18 protein-coding genes are annotated in these 26,171 nt (G+C 63.1%); 14 read left to right on the top strand and 4 right to left on the bottom strand.

All coding sequences use genetic code 11. The features are described 5' to 3' along the window. Positions 1–821: 821 nt before the first annotated feature. Positions 822–1,622 (top strand): bestrophin-like domain, encoded by an 801-nt coding sequence (locus tag BWR02_RS04485; protein ID WP_162560009.1) that lies wholly within the window; start codon positions 822–824, stop codon positions 1,620–1,622. A gap of 269 nt (positions 1,623–1,891) precedes the next feature. Here BWR02_RS04485 and BWR02_RS04490 read toward each other — a convergent pair whose 3' ends face one another. Continuing rightward, positions 1,892–2,539 (bottom strand): DnaJ domain-containing protein, encoded by a 648-nt coding sequence (locus tag BWR02_RS04490; RefSeq protein ID WP_201276150.1) that lies wholly within the window; start codon positions 2,537–2,539, stop codon positions 1,892–1,894. 301 nt (positions 2,540–2,840) lie between these two features. Here BWR02_RS04490 and BWR02_RS04495 point away from each other — a divergent pair, with 301 nt between their 5' ends. The 5 genes from BWR02_RS04495 to BWR02_RS04515 all read left to right on the top strand — a co-directional run bounded on the left by BWR02_RS04495 (position 2,841) and on the right by BWR02_RS04515 (position 9,544). Next, on the top strand, positions 2,841–3,041 hold the full coding sequence (locus BWR02_RS04495) for a hypothetical protein (RefSeq protein WP_139556563.1): 201 nt from the start codon (positions 2,841–2,843) through the stop codon (positions 3,039–3,041). After that, the gene (locus BWR02_RS04500) at positions 3,038–3,244 is read left to right on the top strand and encodes a (2Fe-2S)-binding protein (protein ID WP_139556564.1); all 207 of its coding nucleotides are present in this window, start codon (positions 3,038–3,040) and stop codon (positions 3,242–3,244) included. The genes BWR02_RS04495 and BWR02_RS04500 overlap by 4 nt, the downstream gene beginning before the upstream one ends. Positions 3,245–3,552: 308 nt before the next feature. Continuing rightward, entirely contained in the window at positions 3,553–4,209 is a 657-nt protein-coding gene (locus BWR02_RS04505; RefSeq protein ID WP_139556565.1) for a hypothetical protein, read from the top strand. Between the two features lie 158 nt (positions 4,210–4,367). Next, the gene (locus BWR02_RS04510; protein WP_139556566.1) at positions 4,368–4,757 is read left to right on the top strand and encodes a rhodanese-like domain-containing protein; all 390 of its coding nucleotides are present in this window, start codon (positions 4,368–4,370) and stop codon (positions 4,755–4,757) included. 350 nt (positions 4,758–5,107) lie between these two features. Further along, on the top strand, positions 5,108–9,544 hold the full coding sequence (locus tag BWR02_RS04515) for a PAS domain S-box protein (RefSeq protein WP_139556567.1): 4,437 nt from the start codon (positions 5,108–5,110) through the stop codon (positions 9,542–9,544). A gap of 59 nt (positions 9,545–9,603) precedes the next feature. On the opposite strand, the gene BWR02_RS04520 is transcribed toward BWR02_RS04515, so the two are convergent. Then, complete coding sequence (locus BWR02_RS04520; RefSeq protein ID WP_162560010.1) at positions 9,604–10,209, bottom strand: TetR/AcrR family transcriptional regulator; 606 nt, start codon at positions 10,207–10,209, stop codon at positions 9,604–9,606. 234 nt (positions 10,210–10,443) lie between these two features. On the opposite strand from BWR02_RS04520, the gene BWR02_RS04525 reads away from it, so the two are divergent. The 8 genes from BWR02_RS04525 to BWR02_RS04560 all read left to right on the top strand — a co-directional run bounded on the left by BWR02_RS04525 (position 10,444) and on the right by BWR02_RS04560 (position 22,979). Next, the gene (locus BWR02_RS04525) at positions 10,444–11,121 is read left to right on the top strand and encodes an SDR family NAD(P)-dependent oxidoreductase (protein WP_139556569.1); all 678 of its coding nucleotides are present in this window, start codon (positions 10,444–10,446) and stop codon (positions 11,119–11,121) included. A gap of 81 nt (positions 11,122–11,202) precedes the next feature. Next, positions 11,203–12,276 carry an alkene reductase gene (locus tag BWR02_RS04530; RefSeq protein WP_201276151.1) on the top strand — a complete coding sequence of 358 codons (1,074 nt, stop codon included), beginning with the start codon at positions 11,203–11,205 and terminating at the stop codon, positions 12,274–12,276. A gap of 405 nt (positions 12,277–12,681) precedes the next feature. Further along, complete coding sequence (locus BWR02_RS04535; protein ID WP_139556571.1) at positions 12,682–17,019, top strand: IS1182 family transposase; 4,338 nt, start codon at positions 12,682–12,684, stop codon at positions 17,017–17,019. Positions 17,020–17,121: 102 nt separating this feature from the next. Beyond that, positions 17,122–17,868, top strand: a complete 747-nt coding sequence (locus BWR02_RS04540; protein ID WP_139556572.1) for a sulfotransferase — start codon at positions 17,122–17,124, stop codon at positions 17,866–17,868. Between the two features lie 142 nt (positions 17,869–18,010). Continuing rightward, positions 18,011–19,132: a glycosyltransferase family 4 protein gene (locus BWR02_RS04545; RefSeq protein WP_139556573.1), complete on the top strand. Its 1,122-nt coding sequence runs from the start codon at positions 18,011–18,013 to the stop codon at positions 19,130–19,132. Between the two features lie 130 nt (positions 19,133–19,262). Then, positions 19,263–19,826: an SGNH/GDSL hydrolase family protein gene (locus tag BWR02_RS04550; RefSeq protein ID WP_139556574.1), complete on the top strand. Its 564-nt coding sequence runs from the start codon at positions 19,263–19,265 to the stop codon at positions 19,824–19,826. Between the two features lie 18 nt (positions 19,827–19,844). Continuing rightward, positions 19,845–20,903, top strand: coding sequence for a non-hydrolyzing UDP-N-acetylglucosamine 2-epimerase (gene wecB, locus BWR02_RS04555; RefSeq protein ID WP_201276152.1), 1,059 nt, complete (start codon positions 19,845–19,847; stop codon positions 20,901–20,903). A gap of 330 nt (positions 20,904–21,233) precedes the next feature. Continuing rightward, positions 21,234–22,979: an ABC transporter ATP-binding protein/permease gene (locus BWR02_RS04560; RefSeq protein ID WP_236101922.1), complete on the top strand. Its 1,746-nt coding sequence runs from the start codon at positions 21,234–21,236 to the stop codon at positions 22,977–22,979. A gap of 50 nt (positions 22,980–23,029) precedes the next feature. Here the strand turns inward: BWR02_RS04560 and BWR02_RS04565 are convergent, their stop codons facing one another. Both BWR02_RS04565 and BWR02_RS04570 read right to left on the bottom strand, forming a co-directional pair. Next, positions 23,030–25,492: a heavy metal translocating P-type ATPase gene (locus BWR02_RS04565; protein ID WP_139556576.1), complete on the bottom strand. Its 2,463-nt coding sequence runs from the start codon at positions 25,490–25,492 to the stop codon at positions 23,030–23,032. 3 nt (positions 25,493–25,495) lie between these two features. Continuing rightward, the gene (locus tag BWR02_RS04570) at positions 25,496–26,068 is read right to left on the bottom strand and encodes a cation transporter (RefSeq protein WP_139556577.1); all 573 of its coding nucleotides are present in this window, start codon (positions 26,066–26,068) and stop codon (positions 25,496–25,498) included. Between the last annotated feature and the right edge of the window lie 103 nt (positions 26,069–26,171).

Genomic DNA, 26,171 nt, shown 5'->3' on the forward strand with positions numbered 1-26,171 from the left:
CGACGATCCGCCTCCGCCTGATCGGTCGTCATGTCAGGCGCGGCATCGATGAAGGACGGCGTGGCAACCGTCCAGCGTCTCCGAGCCGAACCGGTCAGACACCTGCTCCGCGTTCCGACGATGTCACGCGATGGGGTCGGGGGTTGGTGTGCAGGTGTCTGCTCCGCTCGGCGCGCAGTGAGGTCTCGTCAGGGCGCTTCTCGGCAATCGCTGTACAAGGGCGGGCCTGCCGATGACTCATCTACCGCGTGTCGTGTTCTTTCCGCGTCGCCGGTCTGTGCGCGTGCAGCGTGCGGGCTGACTTTATCGTTTCCGAGGGCTTTTGTGCGTTGCCGGGACGGGGGGCTTGGCGTGCGCTTCCCGGTCGTCTCCCGCGACCGTTGCTCAGTATACGCTTTCGGTAGACACTTGACTCAGCGTTGTCGCGAGCACGGTCCGCGCTCGCGACCGCCGCTTCTCGTTGCCCTGAGTGAGACCGTACGAGGCCACTCGTGCCGGCGCCGTCGTGCCGGTCCGGTGCCGGAATCGGTGCGCTGGGCCGGCTCAGTCCTTATCCACCGTAAAAGCAGGTTTAGGCGAGCGGCGGTGCCGAGTTTCGGCGCCGCACCTGCCTCGTGCCCCGGATGAGCGCAAGGTTCGATCCTCCCCGGATTCCTGTTACAGTCGCTCGCGGTCGGCGTCCGGATGACCTGGCGTTGCTGCCTCGCCCGTCCATCCATCGGCCAGCCGTCGGAAGGCGCTGGGTGAGCGCCGATCGGAATGCGCCAAGGGCACGGTACGGGTCAGGCTCGAACAGAGGAACGGAGCAGAGATTTCGCGTGATGTATTGGATTTATGACGAACCGACCTGGGTACTGGGTTTGGTCACGACGCTGACATTTCTGCTGCCCGCCGTGCTGGGTCTGATGCTCGGCCGGAAATGGATCTACCGGACCTTCCGGCTGTCGGATGAAACCAACGAATCGGTCAACGGGTACTTTGCCGGCGCGGGCGTGCTGTATGGTCTGCTGCTGGGCCTGGTGGCCGTCGCCACCTGGCAGAACTACGACTCCGCCAATTCCACGGCCAGCAAGGAAGCGTCTGCGATAGCCGCCTTGTATCGGGATGTCTCCGCCTTTCCGGAGCCCGAACGTGGTCAGTTGCAGAACCAGCTGGAGCAGTACCTGAACTACGTGATCGACGTGGCGTGGCCAGCGCATCGGCACGGGGAGGTGCCGCGTGGCGGCACGCTGCTGCTGTCCCGGTTTCAGGTCGTGCTGACGGGCTTCCAGCCTTCGAATGCTAATCAGCAGGTGATCCTGGCCGAGGCGCTGACGGCCTTCAACAAGCTGGTGGACGCGCGGCGGATGCGTATGGATTCCGTCGAGACGGGACTCCCGGGCGTGTTCTGGGTCGTCATTCTGGCCGGGGCCATCCTGTCAATTGCGTTGACCTACACCTTTCACCTGCCCACACTGCGCGGACACCTGATGCTGAGCGGCATTTACTCGCTGTTTCTGGGCTTCATGATTTTTCTCGTGGTGGCGCTGGACAACCCGTTCCGGGGGGAGTTGAGTGTCACGCCCGAATCGTACGTCCACGTGCTGAACGGCCTGGCTGAACTCGATCCCGCACGGCAGTGAGCCGCTCCGGGTGCCTGCCGCAGGCCCGATCGGCACCGCAGATCCGTTCGACCGGTCCTGATGTCGCATGCTGACCGGAACGCGCGAGTGATTTCGTGCGCACAGCGCACGAACCGCCTGGGTCGGGATCGCCAATCCGTTGGCCCGGTTAAGACGCCGCGTGCTGAACGGAAGGCGAGTGCCTTGCGCTTCAGCCGTTGTGTCCGCGTGGCGACCGGCGTTGCGGTTGCCGGCTGGAAGGGCGAGCCCTCGGAAGGCGTCGCTTGAGCTTATCGACCGGCCCCTTCGAAAAATTTCTTGATGTCGTCGTACGCGGCAACGATTTCCTTCGTTTTTCGTTCAGCCACGACCCGAAGTTCCGGGCCGAGATGCGCGACCTTGTCTGGGTGATACTGTTTGACCGTGTTTCTGTAGGCCAGCTTCGCTTCTTCAAAGGTCGCAAACTCGGTGAGGCCGAGCACGTTCAGCGCCGCCTTGACCTCGTCCGGCATCGCGCGCGCTTGCCGGGTGCTGCCCGCATGCTGCGCTTCGGCTTGTGGGCCGGGCACCATCACCAGCACATATGGCTCGGTCTGGACTCGGACCGGTTGATAGCGCGTCCCGCAGTTCGGACAGGCGTGGCTGCCCGGATCGATCGGAAGCTGAATGCGCAGTTTGTGCGCGCAGACCGAGCAGGGGAACTCGAACGAGTCCTTCGCTGCCTGCTCCGATCGGGTGTCCTCGTCCTGCCGTGCTGAGCCGCGTGGATCCTCCGACGGGAGCGCGTCGCGCTCATGCAGAATCTGGCGAACCGCTTCGAAGGTTTCCTCGATGTAACTCGATTCCGGCCTGTTCCGCTCTTCCCAGATGCTGATCAGATCCTGTGTGGAGAACAGGGAGTACTGCCACTTGAGATTGCGGATGAAGTCGTCGTGCATGGTTGAAGCTTGAACACGGAACGGAAGGTAGCGGGAATTGGCCGGTATCCGCGGCGTTACTCGGTAAGCAGGCCTCGATGGTCCGGTGGGGAAACAGCCCCTCGGTGGCTCCCCGGGCATGCGCGCATTGTCCCGATCCCGTTGCTCGATGTCGAGCATCGAGTCCTGGCGGCGGTGGCGGTCTGTCTCGACATGGCTTCGTCTCGGTGCCGCGACCTTCGGGCGCGCCGGCATCGGGAAGGCTCAGGCTGGTTCCGCTTCGCTCGGAAGCCTACAGCGTTGCAAGCACGGTACTATTGACATGCAGTCTCGCTATCGCGGGTTTCGTCATCTGCCACACCCCTATGCGATCTGGAGCGACAAGCGCGAGTCCTGCGACCACGAGGACATGCTGCATCGCGTGTTGGTGCTGGAAGTGCTGCTTCAGTACCTTTTTTCGGGTAGCGCCGGCCGGTTGCTGCCAGGTTGCATCGGCCCGTGGAGGCCGGGTGGCGACACATGACACGAAATGACCCCGGTCAGGATTCCGCAAAGGACGTCGTTTGTCGGTGCAGCGGGACGACGGCGGCGCAAATCAAGCGGCTCGTCGACAACGGTGTGACCGACCTCGACGGCCTGTCCCGAGCGACGGGTGCATGTTCCGGATGCGGGTCCTGTGACTATGACATCCTGGCGCTGGTGGCCGAGTACACCCGTCCGCGGTAGGGGCGGCGCCCCAGCCGATTGACGACTGTGAACCCGGAGCGCACCATTCGGACACAACCCTGATTGACGCGGTTCCGCGTGTGGTCCGGTTCATCGCAAGGCATCAGCCGGGATCGTCTGGCGCCACATGGGGTTTCGATGCCGTTGACAGTCGCGTGTGGCTTTGGCGTAACGATGTCACCGGTCCGTGCAGCCGCACCCCGTTGCAGTGTCTTGCCGGGGGGCAGGGGCGGGAACGAGTCGTCGCGGCTTTCCGCTGCCATGACACATTGGTCCTTGCCCGAAACAGCGCAACCGACACGAAGAATATGGAAAGCGTTCGTCAGCGATTCCAGCGGTGGGTATGGTCGGTCAGCGCGGTGCTGATGACGGCATGTGGCAGTCCGGGTTACAACAACAATCCCTCTCAGCAAATTTCGGATAACCGGGTTGGGTGCGAGGCGGCCACGGATTTCTTCGCGGTCAATTTCAGTATCCACCTGCAGCCCGCGGATTTGAGCCAGGATGCGCGCCTGACGAAAGAGGTTTTCCAGTCCTACTGCCATGAGATCCCGCAGCCGGGCAATGTCTTCTTTACGGCCGACCTCGTGGGTAACGAGCTGAGGAAATTACCCATCGGGATTCGGCTCGTGGAACGGGAGTTCGTCGGTGGTGATCCGGGTTCTCCGGAGAGCTTCGCGGATCGGGATATCACGGCGGAAGTTGCTGCCGTCGCTTATCCCAAGGGCGTCATCGAGTCCCGGTTCGTGCTCGAGAGGAATGGCTATTACGCGATCGACCTGATTCGGGGCGGAGACGCCGGCGTTCCGGAAAAGGATGTCCTGCGCATCCCGCTGAGTGTCGGCGTGAGCGCCGGTGCCGCGCCGTTGATGAAGGTCATCCTCGTGAAATTGGCTATCACGGTGGCTGTCGTCGCGTTATGTCTGGCGGTATTGCGGCTGCTCAAGGCGCGCAGGTTCATTTAGTCCATGCTCGGAGATCCATCTGCCGCGCATACCGAGGGTCTCGCCACGACTCGACGCCTGCGCCCCTCGGCCGAGGTCCCGCGGGTTTCGCCGGCTGACCGGACGTGGTTCGCGGCGCGAGTTCCCGCACTTTTTCCACTTGTTGACGACGGAAGACGATGAAGACGACCCAAACGGCGCGGTGCGCCGCTCTGGCCTTTGCCTGCCTCCTTACGGCCTGCAATTTCCAGCAACCCGACTACGTGAGAATGATCACCGCGCCTGAGCTGCAGAGCCTCATGCAGCGCGACGATATCTTCCTGGTCGATGTTCACACGCCCGAGCAGCAGCATATCAAGGGGACCGATCTATTCGTTCCGTACGATGCGATCGAGCAGTACCAGGACCGCTTCCCGCGGGACAAGAACACGCCCATCTATCTGTATTGTCGCAGCGGGCCCATGGGTAATTCGGCCGCACGGTCGCTGCATGCCCTGGGTTACCGGAACCTGGTCAATCTCGACGGGGGCGCCCAGGCGTGGCGGGCCGCCGGCCTCGAGTTCCAATAGCGGTCCGGCCTGCCGATGCCCGACGAGGCCACTTCTTCGCTGGGTCATAGGGCGCTGACGCGCTTGGAGTAGGCAGACTTCCGTCCTGCCCGGGCCGCGCGCGCTGGCCCCGAAGCCAATGCGTCCTGCCCGGGATCGTCAATAGGAAAAAACGCCTATAGCGAAAGAGACGCCTACGTGTTTTGCTAGCCTGCCAGGGCTCCAGGGATGGCTTTCCCCGCATCCGACGCGGTGCCGGGTCATCCGCCGTCGGCTGTCGCCGTCAGACCCTCAGCAATGCCGCAGTTCCCGTTTCGCAATCTGCCGCCTCCGGCGCACTGGCGACCCATAGCCCCCAAGGGAATGTCACGATGATCCGACGCTTGCTCCCCGCCAACGTCTTTGGGGCCTGGCACCAGATCCTGCGTGCGGGCCTGGCCGCAATGGTTTTGATCGGCCTGGGAGCCGGCGCTGCCGCCTACTATCGAATGGAGTTGCAGCGGGCCGAGCAACTCGTCGGGGCCGAACTCGCCGCGATCGGCGAACTGAAGGCGGTCATGGCGGGGCAGTGGAGGACCGAGCGGCTCGGGGACGCCAGGATCCTCACGGACAGTCCGTACGTTCTTGATGAAGTGGCGGAGTGGATGCGCACGCCGACTGCGGAACAGGCGGAGCACCTGCGTGACCGCTTCCGCACCCTGCAACTGGCTTACGGTTACGTCGACATCCTGCTGCTGGATCGCGACGGCCACCCCAGCCTGAGCGTCCGGGACGGTCCCGCGCCCTTGACGGCAGATGACCGGGACGCAGTCGTTGCGGCGCTGCGAACCCGCCAACCCGTGCTCACGCCGTTGCACCGGGAAGGAGACACCGCGGTGCCGAGGATCGATGTGATCGCACCGATATTGCCCGAGGATAATCCCTTGGGCGCCATCGTCCTGATCCAGGATGCGCGCAAGTCCCTCTATCCACTGCTCGCGCTTTGGCCGCTGCGTGGCATCGTCGGCACGACTTCAATCAAGAACCACGATGGCGGCGTGGCCTTTCGGATTTCGCCACCCCGGGCTGATGGCGAGGCGGACGGGCCGAGCCCGCGCTCAGCTGCGACGCCCCACGACGATGGCACGATCCAGGCGCATCAGCCGGTGCGGGGTTCGCCCTGGGTAGTTATCACCGAGGTCGAGCGGGACACGGCCCTGGCGACCGCTCGCAGCCAAGCATTGAAGACGCTCGTCGCAGTGGCCAGCCTGCTCGCGCTGCTCGGTGCGTCCGGTGTGGTGCTGTGGCAGCGGCGACAAAACAAGCTCTACCAGGCGCTTTACGCCGCCGAGGCCGCTCGGCGCGAAACCGACGCGCGTCATGAACTGGTGTTGGAGGCCATCGAGGACGCGGTCTGGGACTGGGACTTGCGCACGCACGCGGTGTTTCTATCACAGCGGTGTCGAGCCATGCTCGGTTACCCCTCATCGCACGAGCTATCCGACGCGAAAGCAACCCTGTTCGCCGGCATTCATCCAGACGATCGCGACCGGGTGAGGGAGGCTCTGCAGCGGCACTGGGATGACCATGCAGATTACCGGGTCGAGTTCCGTCTCCGTCCCAGAGATGGCCGCGACTGCTGGGTGCTGTCGCGCGGCCGTGCCTTGCGTGATGTCGAGGGCACGCCGCTGCGCATGCTCGGTGCATTCACGGACATCTCGGAGCGCAAGGAAGCGGAGAACGCCTTGCGCCGCAGCGAGCGGCAAGTCCGCGAACAGCGGGACGAACTGGCCTGGATTTATGACCACGCGCCGATCGGCTTGTGTGTTCTGGATCGGGATCTCCGCTACCGGCGCATCAATCGCTGGCTGGCGGAGATCAATGGCCCGGCAGCGGAGGACCATCTTGGGCGTGCAGTGGGCGACATCGTGCCATCGCTGCTGGCGGATGTCGAAGCGGTCAGCCGCGAGATTCTGGCGACGGGCAGGCCCGTCATCAATCGAGAGTTTGCCGGAGAAACGCCGGCACGGCCCGGCGTGACGCACCACTGGAACGAAAGCTGGTATCCGGTATTCGATGAGAGCGGGGCCATCACCGGCTTTGGCTTGGTGGTCGAGGAAATCACCGAACGCAAATGCGCCGAGCGCCAGTTGCGGGACAGTGAAGAGCGATTCCGTCTCTTCATGGACAACAGTCCCACGCTCGCCTGGATGAAGGACGCACACGGCCGGTACGTCTATGTCAGCCAGGCGTTGGAGCGGTGGTTTGCCATCCCGCGGGAGGACTGGTTCGGCAAGACCGACGCGGAGCTATGGCCCGATGCAACGGCCCGGCAGCTCCACGACCACGACCTGGAGGTTTTTGCGAAGGACCAGGCCATCCAAATCACCGAAACCGTCCCCGATCCGGATGGGAGCGATAGCCATTGGCGCGTCGCCAAGTTTCCATTTCACGATGCGTCCGGGAACCGGTTCGTAGGCGGCATCGGCCTCGAAGTCACCGCAGAATGGCAGCGCGAAGCGGCATTGCGGGCCAGTGAGGAACGCCTCAGCCTCGCCCAGCAGGCTGGCGGCATTGCCATCTGGGATAGCGATCTTGCCTCGCACCGGGCCACGCTGTCCGAGTCCTACCGTGGTCTTTTCGGCTTGTCGCAGGAAGGGCTCTTCAGCTATGCCGACTTCCTCGGCCGGGTGCATCCGGACGACCGCGCCACGGTGGACGCTGCATTTCAGGCCGCGCTGGCGGGAGCAGGCCGCTATGAGCAGGAATTTCGCATCGTCCGGGACGATGACGGCATGGTCCTCTGGGTAGCGGGCAAAGGCCAGGTTCATTTCGCTGCCGATGGAAGGCCGGTTCGAGCCATGGGCGTCGTCTACGACATCACGCAACGCAAACGGGCGGAGGAGCGCCTGCAGTGCGCTCTCAACGAGGCCACCGACGAGCGGATGCGACTCGAAGCGGTCATGGAAGCACTGCCCGTCGGAGAGGCCATCCTCGATACGCAAGGGGGGTATGTGCGTTCCAACCAGGCCTTCGAACGGATCTGGGGTGGTCTCCGGCCTTCGGTTCGGTCGGTCGCCGACTACGGCGCCTATCGGGCCTGGTGGGTGCAGACAGGGCAGCCGGTCCAGCCGGAAGAATGGGCTTCGGCGCAAGCGATACGCACGCGGGCCCCGGTCGTGGGGCAGCGGCTGCAGATCGAGCGCTTCGATGGTTCGAAGGTGATTGTGCTCAACAGCGCCGCCCCGGTGTTGACGGGATCGGGGATGATCGCCGGCTGTGCTATCGCGATCATGGACATCAGTGAAAGTGTCGCCCAGGCCGAAGCCCTGCGGGAGAGCGAACGGATTTTTCGGGCCATCGGCGAATCCATCGATTACGGCGTGTGGATCTGTACCCCCGACGGCCGCAACACCTACGCCAGCGAATCCTTTCTCAAGCTGGTCGGGCTCACCCAGGCGCAGTGTTCCGATTTCGGCTGGGGCGAGGTGCTGCATCCCGAGGATGCCGATCGCACGCTGGCGGCCTGGCAGCAGTGCGTCCGGACCGGCGCTCAGTGGGACATCGAGCATCGCTTTCGGGGAGTCGACGGTCAGTATCACCCGGTTCTGGCGCGCGGCGTGCGCGTGCTGGATGAGGACGGCAAGGTGCTCTGCTGGGCGGGCATCAACCTCGATATCAGCCGCCTGAAACAGGCGGAAGACGCGCTGCGGGACGCCGACCGGCGCAAGGACGAGTTCCTGGCGACGCTCGCGCATGAACTGCGCAATCCGCTGGCGCCGATCTGCGCCGTGCTGGACACGCTGCGGGGCTCCGGGATTCAAGAACCCAATTTTCCGCAGCTTCGCGAAATCCTGGAACGGCAGACCCGGCAACTCGTGCGTCTGGTCGACGACCTGCTCGAAGTATCCCGCATCACGCGCGGCCGTATCGACCTCCAAAAGGAGCGCTGCACGGTCGCCACCCTCGTCGCACAAGCGCTGGAAACGGCCCAGCCCCTGATCCAGTCAGCCTCGCACTCGGTGACCGTGACGCTCCCATCCGAGGCGTTGCAGGTCGACGGCGACCCGGTCCGGCTGACGCAGGTGTTCTGCAACCTGCTGAACAATGCGGCCAAATACATGGCGGCGGGCGGAACCATCCACGTCGCTGCCGAGCGCCAGGGCGATGAGGCCGTGGTCCGCATCAGTGACGAGGGGATGGGCATCGCGGCGCAGCACCTGGGGCAGGTCTTCGACCTGTTCGGACAGGTCCAGCGCACGTCCAAACTGTCACAGGGCGGCCTCGGCATCGGCCTGCACCTTGTACAGCGTCTGGTCGAACTTCATGGTGGCCGTGTAGCGGCGCACAGCGCCGGACCGGGACAGGGCAGCGAGTTCACCGTGATCCTGCCGCTGGCGGCGCCGGAGACACCCGTCGCAGCGTCGCTGATACCGCCCTTGTCAGGGCGCCAGTCCCAACAGCGGGTGCTGATCGTCGACGATAACCGGGACGCGGCGGATACCCTCGCGTTGCTCGTGCAGACCCTGGGGAGCACCACGGAGGTGGCTTATGACGGCGCGGCGGCGCTGGACATTCTGGCTCGTTTCAGACCCGGTGTGGTGCTGCTGGATCTCGGCATGCCGCTGATGGACGGCTTTGAGGTCGCGCGCCGGATTCGGCAATCCGCCGCCGGTTCCGGCGTGACGCTGGTCGCGGTGAGCGGCTGGGGGCAGGAAGAGGACCGCCGGCAGACCCGCGAGGCAGGCTTCGATCATCACGTCGTCAAACCGATCGACTTTGCCGAGTTGCAGCGACTACTGGAGCCTCCCGATCGTAGCGACAAGTGACGCCAGGAATTCGGCGGCCCGCGGGTCGCGGCTTGCGGGCAGAACCGTCAACGGCCAGCTCAGGCATCGTTCCTCGGCCAAGCCAACAGGGCTGAGCCGACCACGGATCGAAGAACCTCGCAGCCAACGCCCGCCTGGGCCTGGACGGCGAGCCCCGCGAGCACGGTGGCCAGGTACGCTGACAGGCCGCCGACGTCGGTTGAGGCGGGGAGTTGGCGATCTTCCACTCCGCGCGCAAGTCGTGCGCCAAACATCTCGACCGCCCCCTGGATGCTCCGCAACAGCGCCTCTTCGACCGCGGGCGGTGTGCCGGGCGAGCCGCAATCGGCAACCCCGTTGACGATGAAGCAGCCGCGCGGCTTGGCTGGGTCAGTCATCGCCCGGACCGCGGACAGCAGGCAGACTTCGACGGCTCGCCGGACCTCCGGCTCGGCCTCCAGCGCTCGCCGGTGTTCCGCCAGTTCCCGCTCGAGGTAGCGCTCGAAGGCCTTGATGTAGAGCGACGCCTTGTCCCCGAAGGCCGCGTAGAGGCTCGGTTTGCTGACACCCATCGCTGCGGTCAACTCGGTCATCGTCGCCGCCTGGAAGCCATCGCGCCAAAAGACGCGCAAGGCGGCGTCGAGCGCCTGGTCGACGTCGAAAGCTCTGGGGCGGCCGCGTTCCATGTCGGAGTTCGATCGAGGGTGGTTGACAGCTATTTTTAACGATCGGTATGTTATAAACCAATCGGTATAGAAATGGCGAACGGCCGGTCTTTCGTCCCGGCCTTTACGGAGTCCCAACATGTCTCGAACGTTTCTTGCGCCGGACACTGCCGACGGCATTTTCAGGGAATCCCGCCGCAGGCGGCTGGACATCGTGTCTGGCGTCGCGGCATGGCTCCCCGTGCAGGTGCTCGCATGAACGCCCCGGTGGCCTTGATCGTGGGCGCGGGGCCCGGCATCAGCGGTGCCTTCGCCAGCCGCCTGGTTGAACGCGGTTACGTCGTGGCGCTGGCGGCCCGGAATCTCGGCAAGCTCGAACCGTTCGCCGCGACCCTGCACTGCCGCGCGTATGCCGTCGATGTGCGCTCTGCGGCGGGTGTCGCCGAGCTGTTCTCCGCTGTCGAGCGGGATTTGGGTTCGCCGGAAGTCGTCCTCTTCAATGCCGGCGCGCGCCTGCCCGGGCCGATCACACAACTCGATAGCGAGGCGGTCAGCCACGCCCTGCAGACCAATGCCATGGGCGCCTTCGCGGTCGCGCAGGAAGCGTCGCGACGTATGCTGCCGCGTGGGACCGGGGCGATGTTCTTCACCGGTGCGACGGCCAGCGTGAAAGGCTTTGCCCAGTCCAGCGCCTTCGCGATGGGAAAGTTCGCGGTGCGCGGTCTGGCCCAGAGCCTGGCCAAGGAACTTGGTCCCCTGGGGATCCATGTGGCGCATTTCGTCATCGATGGCGTTGTCACGCGCGGCGCCGGCGCCGGAGCCCAGGGCTTCAGTCCCGAAAACATCGCCGCCAGCTACCTGGCGGTCCTGGACCAGCCCCCTGGCGCCTGGTCCTGGGAGATCGAACTGCGCAGTTGCGAGGAGCGCTTCTGAATCGCCGTGGAGCCGGCTGATGTTCGCGGCTTCCCGCGCCCTCCCGCCCTAATGTCCAACTCAATACCCAACTCGAAACCCATGCCGACACCGACGCTTTTCTCCCCGCTCCGACTCGGAGGTCACGACCTTCCCAACCGGATCTTCATGGCTCCGCTGACGCGCTGTCGTGCCTCCGAGGGCCATGTTCCGAATCCGCTGATGGCCGAATATTATGCCCAGCGCGCCTCGGCGGGTCTGATCGTCGCGGAGGCCACGATGATCATGGAGGGCAACTCGGCCTTCTACGCCGAGCCCGGCATCTACAACGAACAGCAGATTCTCGGCTGGCGCGGGGTGACCGATGCGGTGCATGCCACCGGCGGGCACATTTTCCTGCAACTCTGGCATGGCGGACGCGCCTGTCATCCGCTGTTCAACGGCGGCGCGCAGCCGGTGGCCCCCAGCCCGATTCCGATCACCAACGATGAGGTGCACACGCCGGAAGGGAAGAAGCCTTACGCGACTCCGCGGGAATTGCGCGACGATGAGATTCCCGGCATCGTCGACGGCTTCCTCCGGGCGGCGGAGAACGCGAAGGCAGCGGGTTTCGACGGTGTCGAGGTTCATGCGGCCAATGGTTACTTGATCGACTCGTTTCTCCGCGACGGGTCCAATCGGCGCACCGGTCGCTATGGCGGTTCGGTGGAGAACCGTTCCCGGCTGCTCTTCGAAGTGCTCGAAGCCATTACCGGCGTCTGGGGTGCCGAACGCACGGCCGTGCGCCTCTCGCCGCTGAACTCCTACAACAGCATGAGCGACAGCGACCCGGTCGGGCTGACGGCCCATCTCGCCAAGGCCCTATCCCCGCTCGCTCTGGCCTATCTGCATGTGATGCGCGGCGACTTCCTCGGGGAGCAGAGCGGTGATGTCCTGACGCCGGCACGCGCGCAGTTTCGCGGCCCGCTGGTCGCCAACATGGGCTACACGCCAGCCGAGGCCGAGGCGGTGATTGCCGGCGCTGGTCTCGATGCCGTGGCCTTCGGAACCGGGTTTCTGGCCAACCCCGACCTGCCAGCTCGCATCCGGTCGGGGGCTCCGCTCAACGCAGCGGATCCCCAAACCTTCTACACGCCCGGCGCGAAAGGCTATACCGACTATCCGACGCTGGCGTGATCGGTCCCGTCGCGCGGGGAGAGTGGCCCCGCGGCCTGGCTGCGGGGCCGGGAGGGGCACTATCCTCAGACTGCCCCAGCTCGTGTCACAGCGCTCATGAGGTCGATCCGGCGATCACGCGGACGATGCCTTTGCCTGATGCCAGTATCTGACTGAGGCGTCTTCAGGCCGTGAGTGGCACGGCTGCTGCGTGCACCTGGGCGTCATGCCGCGTTTCCGCGAGCTTCCCCGCTCATTCTCTTCGTCGGCGTGCCCCGATGCTCTAGAATCACACCCCGACAGCGATGCGGCCGGGTCTGCTCTGCGGAGCTTGAGCGAGCGGTCGAGGGGATCGGCACGAGGCCCGGTTCCGCCCGAATGGTCCGGCCATCTCGGATCGTCTGAACCTCGGAGCAGGGAAATCCATTGGCTGAACTCCCGCGGCATCCGGAAGCGGAGCCGGACATTTTGCGCGGTGCCGGTTGGCAAGCGTTCCGCAGGGTCGATCCCAAGCGTGGGCCCTTGCTCGTCAAGCGGGCCCTGGGTGATGGCGTTGCGAGCCCTTCCGCGGATTCCCTGCGCCATGAGCAACGGATACTCGAGCGCCTGCGCGGTGTTCCCGGCTGTCCGACGCTGGTGGCATTCGATCCGGCCAGGGGCGAACTGGCAATAGAGGATTTCAACGGCTTACCGCTGCGCCAGTCGGGCCTTCCCGGTCGTGTTGGCCTGGCGGAGTTCCTGGCGCTGTGCGAAGCCATGGCGCGTGCCGTGGCGGGCATGCACGGACGGAGCATCCTGCACAAGGACATCACTCCGGAGCATATCCTGATCGGGCGCGACGAACCGCAGCCGCTGTTCATCGACTTCGCCCAGGCGACGACGTTCGCAGAGGAGCGGCCCGGGTTCGGCCACCCCGGCCGCCTGGCCGGCGATCCGGCTTACCGTTCACCCGAACAGAGCGGACGGATGAATCGCCCGGTCGACTACCGCGCCGACCTCTATTCCCTGGGGGCCGTGTTCTATCTCCTGGCAACCGGCCGCCCGCCCTTCGAAGCGGCCGATGCGGTGGGTTTGATCCATGCCCACCTGACCCGATCGCCGGTACCGCCGGCGGTACATGCACCCTGGCTCCCCGAGCCCGTATCCGCGGTCATTCTGAGCCTTCTGGCGAAGGAGCCGGACGATCGGTACCAAAGCGCCGCGAGCCTGGCCCACGACCTGGCGGCGCTGCGTCGAGCACTGCACGAGGACACCCCTCTGGACCAGGTGCCGCTCCGGCAGCGCGATATGCCGCTGGCCTTGCGGGCGCCGCGCCGCCTCTATGGCCGCAACAAGGAGTTGGCAGCTCTGGCAGCGGCGTTCGAGGAGGCCCGCAGAGTCGGCGGCGGCAACCGTGGGCTTTTCGTAACAGGCTATGTCGGGGTCGGGAAGACGTCATTGATCCTGGAAATACAGCAGCTGGTCACACTTAACCAGGGCTGGTTCGTCAGCGGCAAGTTCGAGCAGTTCCAGCCCGGACGGCCGTTGCTCGGCCCGGGACTATGCCTGCGGCAGCTCTGTCGGTTCCTGTTGGCCGAGCCCGAGCCGGAGGTCGCGCGGTGGCGCCAGCGGATACTGGCTGGCGTCGGCCCGGATGCGGCTGTGCTGTTCGACCTGATTCCGGAACTCGAAGCGCTGCTCGGGCCCCAGGCACCCGCGCCGGAACTGGGGCCGGTCGAAGATCAGGCGCGGCTGCGCGGGCTGCTGGTGGGTTTGTTGCGGCAGATCGCCACGCCGGCCCGTCCGCTGGTGATCCTGCTCGACGATCTCCAGTGGGCGGATCGGGCGTCGCTGGACGTCGTCGGTGCGCTACTGGACGAGCCGGAACTCGATGGTCTGCTGCTGATCGGTACCTATCGGGACGCTGACATCGATGCTGCGCATCCCTTGGCGGCATTGCTCCGTCGACCCACGGCCGCCGGGGTTCCGGTCCCCGTGTTGACCCTGGGAAATCTGCCGGTCCAGGACCTCGCCACATTGCTGACCGACATGCTGCGAGCGCCGCGCGAAGCCGTGCGGCCGCTGGCGGCAGCGCTCCACGCCAAGACCGGCGGCAATCCCTTCTTTACACTCGAGTTGCTCAAGGCACTGTACGCGGACGGAGTGATCGCGCCGGATCCCGATCGGGCCACGTGGGATTGGAGCCTCGACGCCATCAGCCGTTACCCGGCCAGCGCCAACATCGCCGATTTTCTGGCGGGTCGTCTGCACGCGCTGGCTTTGGACACGATCGACGTGCTGGTCACCGTTGCGTGTCTGGGCAACGAATGCACCCTGGAGCGGTTGGCCATCGCCTTGGACTGCGATCCGGAAAGTCTTTGCGCCCGGCTCGTCCCCGCACTGGAACCAGGGATTCTGCTGCCGCACAGCGGGCTGGCGCGTCTGCCGCCGGAACCGGAGTCCCCGCTTCGCTTCTGCCACGACCGCATGCTGCAGGCGGTGTACCAGCTGCGGGATGCCGCCTGGCGCGATCATCGGCACCTCGAGATCGCGCGACGTTTCGCTTCGGTACCCGGCGATCCCTCGCTGCGTTCGCTCGCGGCACAGCATTATGCGCTGGCGGCCCACTTGATCGGCGCTGTCGAGGAGCAGTCCATCGCGCGCGCGCTCTTCTTCGAAGCGGCCGTGCAAGCCCGCCACGCCGGGGCGTTCGACGTCGCCGAACGCTTGCTGCACCTCAGTCTCGGCGTGTCCCCGACGGATCTCTGGGAAGCGAATCCTGACCTGGCCTTTATGCTGTGCTCCGAGCTGCACCTCATCCTGTATTGCCAGGCTCGCTACCCGGAGGCGGACGCGTTGTACGACCGGCTCGCGGCGCGTGTCGCGGAGGTCCCACGTCTGGTGGAGCCGGCCTGCGTGCAGGTGATGAGTCTGTCGAATCGAACGCGCTACGACGAGGCGATCCAGCTCGGCAGTGCGCTGCTGGACCGGCTCGGCGTCGCCGTGCCGGTAGCCGATCCGCTGCCGGCCGTGGAGTCGGAACTGGCGCTTTTCTACCGCCATGTGGAGGCTGTCGTAAAAGGTGCCGACCGGCTGTGGCGGGGTAAAATTGCTGAAGAGCAACGAGTCTGGAACGATGTGATGGTGGCCAAGAGGATCAGACGGCGGGTCAGGGTACTGGATACGAGCAACCAGCTCTCGCTGTTTGCGGACCTGGAACGCGCGGCGGGGGTGACAGCGGCGGCAGCGGCGGTGCGGTCGGCGCCGCGGGTCAAGTTTGAGTCGCCGGATCCGCGCTCGATCTTTATCAACCAGGTGCGGTTGGACGAGCACCTGCAAGCGGTGGGGTTGAAGGCGCCGCTACGGATCCGGCCGTTGCTGGAACAGCTGTCGTTGGCCGAGTTCGAGCAGGCCTACCGCCCCGGCGGTCGTCCGCCGTATGCGCCACGGGCGATGGTGGGGGTGATTCTGTATGGGGTCATGCAGGGTCTCAGCAGTTTGCGAGACCTGGAGCGGTGCGCGCGGTCGGATGTGGGCTGCTGGTGGTTGAGTGGCGGCATCATGCCGGACCATTCGGTGCTCGGGCGCTTTGTGCGGCAGCACGAGGACCTGCTGACGGCGGGCTTTTTCGAACAACTGACGCGCCAGGTTTTGCAGGCGACCGGTTCCGGAACGGCCACGGTGGCGGGCGATGGCACGGTGATCGAAGCGATGTCCTCGCGGTTTCAACTGGTGCGGGAGGAGGCCTTGCAGGCCGCATTGGCCGAAGCGCGAGAAGCGGCCGAAGCGCATCCGGATCAAGTGTCGACGACGGCGCGGGTGGCGCAACTGGAGCAAGCCCAGGCACAGTTGCAAGAACGCCAGGCCAAACAAACGGCCAAAGGTAAGGACCCCACCAAGACCCAGATTCATCCCCTGGAGCCGGATGCCGTGGTGCAGCCGCAGAAGCACTCCAAGGACTTTCGGGCCTCGTACAAGCCCTCGGTACTCGCCAACGAGGCACGGGTCATTGTGGCCTGCGCGGTGCATCCGTCGAGTGAAACCGAGCCGGTGGCCGGTTTGTTGGACCGGGCGCAAGCGTTGGGGCCGGTCGACACGGCCCTGTTCGACGCGGGCTATTTCAGCGAGGGCGTTATCCGTACCACGGGCGAGCGCGCGATCGAGTTGCTGTGCCCGGAGGGACAAAGTCTGGGCGATGACTGGAACAAACAGTCGGACCAGCAGTTTCCCAAGAGCCGGTTCGAGTATCTGCCGGAGGAGGATGCCTACCGCTGTCCGCACCAGCAACGATTAACGCCGTGCGGACAGTATCGCGGTAGCGCCACGGCACCGGGCTACACCGCATACGGCACGGCGGCGTGTGCCGACTGCCCGCTCAAGCCGCAGTGCACGCGCAGCGAGACGGGGCGCAAGATCAAGCGCTATGCCATCGATGCAGCGAAAGAGGCCTTGCGGGCCAAATTGCGCCAGGACGAGCACCGTGAACGTTATCGTCGTCGCCAGGCCATGGTCGAGCCGGTGTTCAGCCACCTCCGTGGCCGACAGGGACTCCGACGCTTCCACCGCCGCGGGCTGGCCGGCGTCCGGGTTGAATTCGCCCTCCATGCGATGGCGTACAACCTGAGCCGGGCACTGGCTTGGGCGGCCTGGTGGGCGTTCTGGAACGGCTTGTGGGTGGGGCTGAGGAAATTCCGTTCCCGCTTTGAATGGCTTGGGCGCACTCTCGCGGTGCCATCGTCACCACCGGTAGCACCTACTCAAGTGCTCGGAACGGCAACGTATTGAGCTTTTACGACACCCTCATTGTGGGGGGGGGAAGAGGCCTTGGTGAAGGGTGTGTAGTGTCGAGTGCCTGAGTTCCGCCAACATCGATTACGGAACATTTCGATGAGGCCGTATCTGATCGTCGGTACCTTCCGTACAGGTAGCAGCGCTTTCGCGGAACAGCTGGGTTTACATCCGCGTGTGACATGCGGTTGGGAGTCAACTGAGCACGTTTTTGGAGTTGCTAGGGTCAGGCTGGCCGAGGATTTTCTGCGTGGTAGATTCGACGGGTTGCGGCCGGAAGAGCAAGCCTTCCTAAAGGACCGGCACGGATCCGAGATCGAGGCGATCGGCTTCCGCCTGCTCTTTCGCTCGAGCCCCAAGTGGCTTTTCCATCCCAGTTTCAGCCCCGTACATGTGGTTGAAGGATTCAACCCACATATTCGCTGGCTGCAATCGCGTAGCGACATCTCAATCATTCATCTTGTAAGAAGCGACAACTTCGAATGGTTGAAGTCAATTGCCTGCGCTAGAGCGAGTCAGCGATACTTCGGTCAAGAATATCCACAAGATCTAGTCGTCACGTTGAATGTGCGGGAGGCACTGAAAAGGGTAAGGATGAAGCACTATCTTGGTGAACGTTTCGGTCACCTGAGTGCCTCGCACGCCTACATCCGAGTTAGCTATGAGGGGTTCCGCTCGGACAATTGTGGTACGTTGGCGCGGGTGTGTGAATTTCTCGGCGTCAATCCCGAAATGCCGTTGCGGGCGGTCCCGCGGGCAGTTGTCCAATCTAATATGTCACAAACAGTAAGTAATGCTGATGAACTGCGTTCGGCGCTGGAGAAGGATGGGCTCGCTTTTGAATGAGGTTTTCGGGTTGGAGTTAACTTAGGTTACGGCACACTTATGAGTATGGGGGGGCTCGGTATGATGTAAGGCTCTACTGTTCAAGGATGGCATGCTGTCCGTGTCGGATATAACCGGTCTTTAGGTTTCGAGGGAAAGAAATATGCATGTGATTGCGCTCGGGTTTCGGGGTATCGATAGCGTTGAGGGTGGTATAGAGACACACGCGCAGGCCTTATACCCGCTCTTGGCACAAATGGGCTGCAAGGTCGAGGTCTTGTCGCGTCGCCGGCATTCACCTACAAAGGTCAGGCATGAGTTTAGAGGTGTCCATGTAACGCCGCTTTGGGCTCCCAGAGGAAAAGGCATCGAGGCATTCGTCCACTCTCTCATCGGGCTGTTTTATGCCGCATTCAAACGGCCAGATCTCATTCATATTCACGGTATCGGGCCAGCACTGATGGCGCCTCTGGCGCGTCTCGCACGTCTCCCTGTCGTAATTACCCACCATGGTCAGGACTACGATGCAGCGAAATGGGGAGGATTCGCACAATGGGTCCTGCGGACTGGAGAGTGGGCGGGAGTTACATTTGCGAATCAGCGTATCGTTGTTTCGGAGCAACTTCGCGCGTCAGTGGAAACGCGGTTTAAGCGTGAATGTATCGTAATCCGCAACAGTGTTGCCGCTGCTCGCCCGACGCCGGAAACCACCTTACTTTCCTCTTTGGGTTTGACATCGAGACGCTACGTGATCGAGGTTGCACGTTTTACGGAGCATAAGGGCCAAGACCTTCTGATCCGCGCCTTTTCAAAAGCCCGACTAAACAACTGGAAGCTGGTGCTGGTCGGTGGGGCAGACAGACTTGATCCATTTAATGCGCGCGTCAACGAACTGGCGTCGAAAAACGATAACGTAGTTCTGGCGGGCTTTCGGACCGGGAACGAACTGGCGGAGCTGTACAGCCACGCAGGAATGTTCGTGCTGCCGTCGTCTTACGAAGGGATGCCGATCGCAGCGCTGGAGGCCCTTTCGTACAGGCTACCAGTGATCTTAAGCGACATTCCGGCACACATCGAACTCGCGCTTCCGCCAAGTCACTATTTCAAATCGCAAGATTGCGACGCACTGAGTGATCGGATCATCGCGATGGCGGAATCTTGCGACCGGGCGGGCATCCGGGAGTTGATGGCTAGAATACTGAAGTCGATCCCGGATTGGAATGAAGTCGCCCAGCGCACCCTGGAGGTTTACCGTGCCGTCGCGCCCCCTCGCGATAGGCTTTGACGGCAAGTGGCGGCGTTCGCGGAGGATGGCTTCGGCTTGCCGCAAGCGCCAGAAGCTCTCGCGAAGTCGTGCCAGCTAGAACACCAACCTCGTCGCGTGTCGTCCAGTCTCATTTGATGATGGAATAGCAATGAACTATCAAAATTTGATTTGTTTCGGTGATAGCCAGACCTTTGGAGCACGCAGTTACGGTTGTTATCCTCTTTATTTGGGGAAGTTTTTATCGGAACAGACGCCATACCAGTGGCGCACCATAAACCGGAGTGTCAACGGGTTCACAGCGAGAGACCTTTGGTTCAAGATCAATCAGGAGATTGATGCAGTCAGTGACACCTTTATTTGTTGCTTATTGATCGGTACAAATGACGTCGGAAACGGAACGGATATCGAACTGTTCTCAGAGTACTATACCCAAATACTGAGAACATTGGTTATCAAGAAATTCAAGGTCATAATTTGCGGCGAAATACCACCGATATTTCCCGACGGCCATAGTTTTTTCGAGCGGCCCACCTCTGAGCTCAGGCTCGATTATAATAAAGCGCTAAAGGAATCCACCGCAAAGTTTTCTAGGGCTCGAACCATTTCTCTTGATCACCTCACAAGGGAACACTATGAGGACCCTGTGCATTTCAATGAGAAAGGAAATATCGCTATTGCTCAGGCTTTCGCTGCCGCGGTTTCTACACTTTAATGGAATGGATGTAAGATGATGATTGCTATCGTTCTCGGAACACGGCCGGAAGTCATAAAGAACTACCCCGTAGTGAAGGGGCTCCGAGAACTTGGCATGGAGTTCCTTGTGCTCCACACGAATCAGCATTCGGACTACGTGATGCAGGGTGTGGCGTTTGGTGAAATGGGTTATGCACCACACCATATTCTTCCGGATGAATATACAATTGGGCGGGCAATCGATTGGGTTCGTGAACTAATAAGGCAAGAGTCAATTAATCTGCTGCTCGTCAACGGAGATACGGCGGCGTCGCTGGTGGGGACGGTCGCAGCGCTCTACTCGGACACGCCTCTAGCGCATGTTGAAGCCGGCTTGCGGTCGTATGACAAGGCGATGTATGAGGAACGTAACAGGATAATTTGTGACAGCACGGCCAATTTGATGTTCACGAATACCGAAGCACAGAAGAGATATCTTGAAAAGAACCATGAGCTTCGGGGCAAGGTTTTCCATTCAGGCAACACCAGCGTTGATATAATCCACGACTTTTCGGAAATGCTTGAGAGGCCGGTGCCGGGCCGGTATGCATACGTTACCTTGCATCGGAAGGAGTTCACTGACCACAAGGCGTTGATGGTCAGTGTATTTGAGACACTGGCGTGGCTGGCGGGAAACATGTTCAGCCGCATCATATTTCCTATGCATCCGCGTACACGGCATGCCATGAGGGAACATGCGATTCCCTATTCCGTGCTCGGTAACGTCGAAGTCATCGATCCCGTGCCCCCATTGGCGTCGCTTGCATTTGAAAAGTATGCGGAGATAATTCTGACGGACAGTGGTTGTATCCAGGAAGAGGCCTACATCTTGCGTGTGCCTTGCGTCACCATTCGTGAGAATTCGGAGCGGATGGAGACTGTCGAATCCGGCGCGAATATTATCTCCGGGTTTCGGCATAAGGATATTGTCGCGGCTGCGGTAAGGCACTGCGAAGGAAAGGAACATGCGTTTCCGCCCATCTATGGAGAGTACGGCGTGGGTGTGAGGATTGCGGAAGTGCTGCGCAATGGCGGCGAGGGCTTGCAAGCGGCGTGAGCCTGATTGAGGGGATCGGGCGTAGCGGCATACCTCCTTGCGCCGTGTACGGTCGTCACCCCTGGTTTTCGTGATCGGAGCCTGGACCATTTCGGCGCTTCGGGATTGCATTGCACTACGCCCCCGCCCGGGCGTGTACCGAAGCGAAGGCGCGGTGCGAACGTGCAGTTGCGTGGCCCGAGCGGTGGCCTACCGGGCCTTGATGCAACGGCAGGGCAACTCCGTGCGGCAAGTGATTGCACGCGAGGGCCGCAGCGTGTACCGTCCTGCCTCCGAAAAGCGGCAGCGCGGGCGCGCGGCCCCTGGTCAACCCGAAACATCCGGCAGCCAATGACCGATCACTCCGAACTTCCGCTGAACCGCGCGGCCTGGATGCGCTTCGTGCGGGTCGTACGCGCTTTCGTTGGGTCCGAGGTTGGCTGGAAGGCGCGTGTCCTGTCACTGCTCCTGCTGGTTTTCCTGGTCGGGATCAACGCGTTCAACGTCATTAGCAGTTACGTCGGCCGCGATTTCATGACCGCCGTCGCCGACAGGAAGATGTTGGAGTTCGTCTGGCAGGCCGTCCTTTACGTGGCGATGTTCGGTGCCTCGACGGTGGTCGCCGTGCTCTATCGGTTCTGCGAGGAGCGACTGGGCCTGTTGTGGCGGGAGTGGCTGACGCGTAGGGCCATCGGTCTCTACCTTGTCCATCCGGTTTACTACCGCCTGGACGAGACAGGGGAAATCGCCAATCCGGATCAGCGGATCGCTGATGACATCAAGGCCTTCACGACGACGACGCTGTCATTCGTGCTGATGATTCTGAATGGAACATTCACCATCATCGCTTTCTCCGGCGTGATGTGGACCATCAGTCCCCTGCTGTTCGGCGTGGCGGTGCTGTATGCCACCATGGGTTCCTATCTGACCGTGTTTCTGGGTCGGCCGCTGGTGTGGCTGAACTACAGCCAGCTCGACAAGGAGGCCGATTTCCGGTCCGATCTGATACATGTTCGGGAGAATTCGGAGTCGATTGCGCTGCTGCGGCGCGAACGAGGGCTACGGGACCGGCTGCAACACCACCTCGACCTGTTGGTGTTGAACTTTCGCCAGATTATTGCGGTGAATCGCAATCTGAGTTTCTTCACCACGGGTTACAATTACCTGATACAGATCATTCCGGCGCTGATCGTTGCGCCGATGTTCATCCGGGGTGAAGTCGAGTTCGGAGTCATCACGCAATCGGCGATGGCGTTCGCGCAACTGCTGGGTGCTTTCTCGCTGATCGTCACGCAGTTCCAGTCGATTTCCGCGTTCGCTGCCGTGATCGCCAGACTTGGTTCGCTCTGGGAGGCCATCGAGCAGGCACAGTCGCGAGCGGTCTCGCAGATCCGTATCGCAGAGAGCGATGAGGGGCCGTTGGTGTTCGATCATCTGACGCTTAAGTCGCCTCGCGACGGGCGGGTTCTGGTGGCTGATCTGTCGATCACGGTCGAACCCGGCATGCGGGTCCTGGTGACCGGGCCTAACGAGCGGGCGAAACTGGCGCTGCTCCGGGCGACGGCGGGTATTTGGCGGGCCGGTGAAGGAGTCATCCAGCGGCCCGGGCTCTCCCGCATCCTGTTGTTGCCGGAGCGGCCCTACGTGCCGCCCGGAACGCTGCGGCAGGCGCTGCTGGGTAACGGGCAGGAAGGACGTGTCGCCGATGACACGGTACTGGCGGTGCTGCACCAGGTCGGTCTGGAGCGTGTCGTCAAACAGACCGGTGGTCTCGATACCGAGCGCCATTGGGGCGATGTGCTGTCACTGGGGGAACAACAGTTGCTTTCCTGTGCTCGTTTGTTCCTTGCGGAGCCGGCCTTCGTGATTCTGGAGCGCCCCAATACCGCGCTGAGCGCGGGGCAGGTGGAGATGCTGTTGGATTGGCTGAGGGAACGCCACATCGCCTACCTCGCGATCGGCAACGGTGAGGATCAGGCAACCGTGCGCTACTACGACTACGCACTGTCGATGGAAGATCAGGGCCTTTGGCGCTGGGAGCCGATAGAGTCCCGTCCGTCCCGTCCGTTCGATACGGCTGCGCAGGGGACGGCTTGATGCCGCCCCGCCCGCGGAAGGTGCCGGATTGAGTCGTGGGCGCGCGGTCGTCAGCGACGCTGCAGACGCAGCGAATTCACGACAACCGAAACCGAGCTGAGCGCCATCGCCGCCGAGGCAATCATCGGACTGAGGCGCCCGAACGCCGCGACTGGAATCGCCACCGTATTGTAGGCGAACGCCCAGAACAGATTCTGGTGGATGATGCGCAACGTGTCGCGACTCAGCCCCATCGCCTCGGCAACCTTGGTGATGTCGCCATGGACCAGCGTCATGTCGGCCGTTTCCATCGCGATGTCGGTGCCGCTGCCGATGGCGAAGCCGACATCGGCAGCCGCCAGTGCCGGCGCGTCGTTGATGCCGTCACCAATCATGCCGACCAGATCGCCTTCGCGCTGCAGTTCGTGGACGATTTCCAGCTTGCGTTCTGGGCGTGCATGCGCAACGACTTCGTCGATGCCGACCCAGTCCGCGATATAGTGAGCGGCGGCCGCCACGTCACCGGTGACCAGCAGGGTACGCACGCCCATGCGGTGCAACTCGGCAATGGCCTGCGGAGCGTTGTCGCGGGCCTTGTCCGCGATCCCGAACACTGCCACGGCACGACCGCCCAACGCGCAATACACGGGGGTCTTGCCGGCGCCAGCCAGACTTTCGGCGACACTTTCCCAGGATTCCAGCGAAACGCCTTGCTCGGTGAGCCATTCGGCATTGCCCAGGATGACCTCGCGCCGCTTGACCTTGGCGCGGATGCCGCGGCCGGGTACGGCAATGAAGTCTTTCGCCTCGTAGACCGGCGCGTCCTGCTCGCGCGCGTAGGCGAGCACCGCCTGCCCCAGGAAGTGTTCCGAATTGGTTTCAGCGCTGGCCGCGATGGCCAACAGCTCCCGGTCGCTGAGCGTCGACTGATTGATGAAGTCGACGACGTGCGGTTGCCCCTCGGTTAGGGTGCCAGTCTTGTCGAAGATCACCGCCCTCAGGCGCGAGGCGGACTCGAGCGTCTCGCCGTTGCGGATGAACACGCCCCGTTTGGCGGCTTGACCGGTACCGACCATGATGGCGGCCGGTGTCGCGAGTCCCAGCGCGCAGGGGCAGGCAATCAGCAGGACCGCGATCGCATTGGAAAAAGCCGTTCCAACGCCGGCACCGACCGCGAGCCAACCGGCGAAGGTCAACCCGGAAATCACCATGACGCCGGGCACGAAAACCGCGCTGACGCGGTCGACGGTTTTCTGAATCGGCAGTTTGGTGGCCTGAGCCTGATCCACCATGTTGACGATCCCCGCGAGGACGGTTTCGGCTCCGACGGCCGTCACGCGGACTTTCATCGCTCCGGCGCCGTTGACGCAGCCACCGATAACGCGCTGTCCCGGCTCCTTGACCACCGGCAGACTTTCACCGGTGACCATCGCCTCGTTCACCGTCGACAGGCCCTCGATGACCATCCCGTCGGTCGGGATCTTGTCCCCGGGGCGAATCAGCATCAGGTCGCCCACCACGACATCGTCGATGGGGACGACGTGCTCCACACCGTCCCGCAGGATATTGGCGGTTAGCGGCTGCAGGTCGATCAGGCTGCGGATGGCCTGTTGGGCCCGGCCGCGGGCCTTTTCCTCGAGGAAGCGGCCCAGTAGTACGAAGGTGACGATGCCGGCCGCGGCCTCGAAGTACAACTCGCGCTGGCGAGTCAACAGCGCGATGATGCTGTAACCGTAGGCTGCGCCCGAGCCCAGGGCCACCAGCGTGTCCATGTTTGCGGAGCGCTGCTTGGCCAGTTTCCAGGCCTTAGCGAAGAAGGGTGCTGCGGCCCAGCAGACCACCGGCGCGGTCAGCGCCAGTTCCACCCAGTGAAAAATCCTGCCATGAGGCATGGCCATGCCGATCGCGATCGCTGGAGCGCTCAGCACCGCCGACCAGAAGAACCGCCGCCGTGCCTCGGTCAGCCGCCGCTCCTCCCTCTCGAGCATCACCTTGCGCTGCGCCAGCGAGCCGAGGGGTATGGCGGAGTAGCCCCAGCGGTCGATCAGGGCGACCAGCGCTTCCTTGTCGAGCTTGCCACGGATTGCCGCGGTTTCGGTCGCGAAGTTGACGGTCGCTCGCTCGATGCGCGGGTCACGACGCAGCATCATTTCGACCAGCAGTGCGCACGAAGCGCAGGTCATCCCCTCGACGCCCAGCGTGTAGTCGTGGGAGGGGCCCGACAGATCGAAGGTCTCTGCGGCAGCGAGGGAAGTGCGTGGCCCGCTACCGAGGTTGCCGATCAGGCGATCCAATACCAGCAGCAGTTTTTCGCGTGGCAACTGCGCGGGGTCGAAGTCGATCGCCAGCGAGCCCAATTCCGGGACCGCCCGGACCTGACGGACGGCCTTGTGCTTGCGCAGCAGAATCTCGGCAGCGTAAGTGCGCTCGAGATCCCGTCGCAGCGTCGGGGCCACGATCCGCACGCGCCGGCGCAGCTGATGAACGAGAGTGAAATGCTGGGGGGATGCGGGTCGCTTGGAAAGGTCATCCATGGTTCAGCTCTTGGGTCGGCGGGAGCGGACCAGCAGATAAATCATGTAAATCGCAGCCATCCATTCGTAGCGATAGCGCCAGGGTTCGCGCAGCCAGTGCTGCGTGATCATGTGCCAGTGCAACTTGATCAAGAACAGGACCAGCACGTCGTTCAGGAACTCGACGACGGTTGTCTCCTTGACCGGAATGCGGGCGAGCAGGCCGGTTCCGGCAGGGGCAGGCTGTCGGCGGTTCAACAGGCTCAAGCCGGTCCCGGTACGATCGCGGAGCGGCAGCGGCGCGACCTTCCCGGGCTTGTCAGTGGCTTCCGAGCCACAGCATGAATGCTCGCCGGTGCCGCTCGCGACCGTGAGCAAGGCCTCGCTCAGGTTCTGGAAAGAACAGATGCTCTCGATGAAGCGAACCGAAAGCTTGCGTTGACGGGGATAAAGGTCGACGCGGTAGACGCCTTCGATGGGTGTCAGCGCGGCGGTCAGACGGGCGCCCTCGGCAGTTTGGCAGAGCGCCAACGGCAGTTCGAAGCGCGCGTGTCCGGAGGCGCGGTAGCGGACGGTGATTTCAGTCCCGGGCGTCATAAAACGCTAACCCGTAAATCTTTGTGCGGGGCGCTGCCCTGTCCATGGCAGCACCCGTGGCTTGGCGATTCGATGATCCTGTCGCTTGCGGGATTATGTCTTC

This window comes from Methylotetracoccus oryzae, assembly GCF_006175985.1.
Taxonomy (GTDB): domain Bacteria; phylum Pseudomonadota; class Gammaproteobacteria; order Methylococcales; family Methylococcaceae; genus Methylotetracoccus; species Methylotetracoccus oryzae.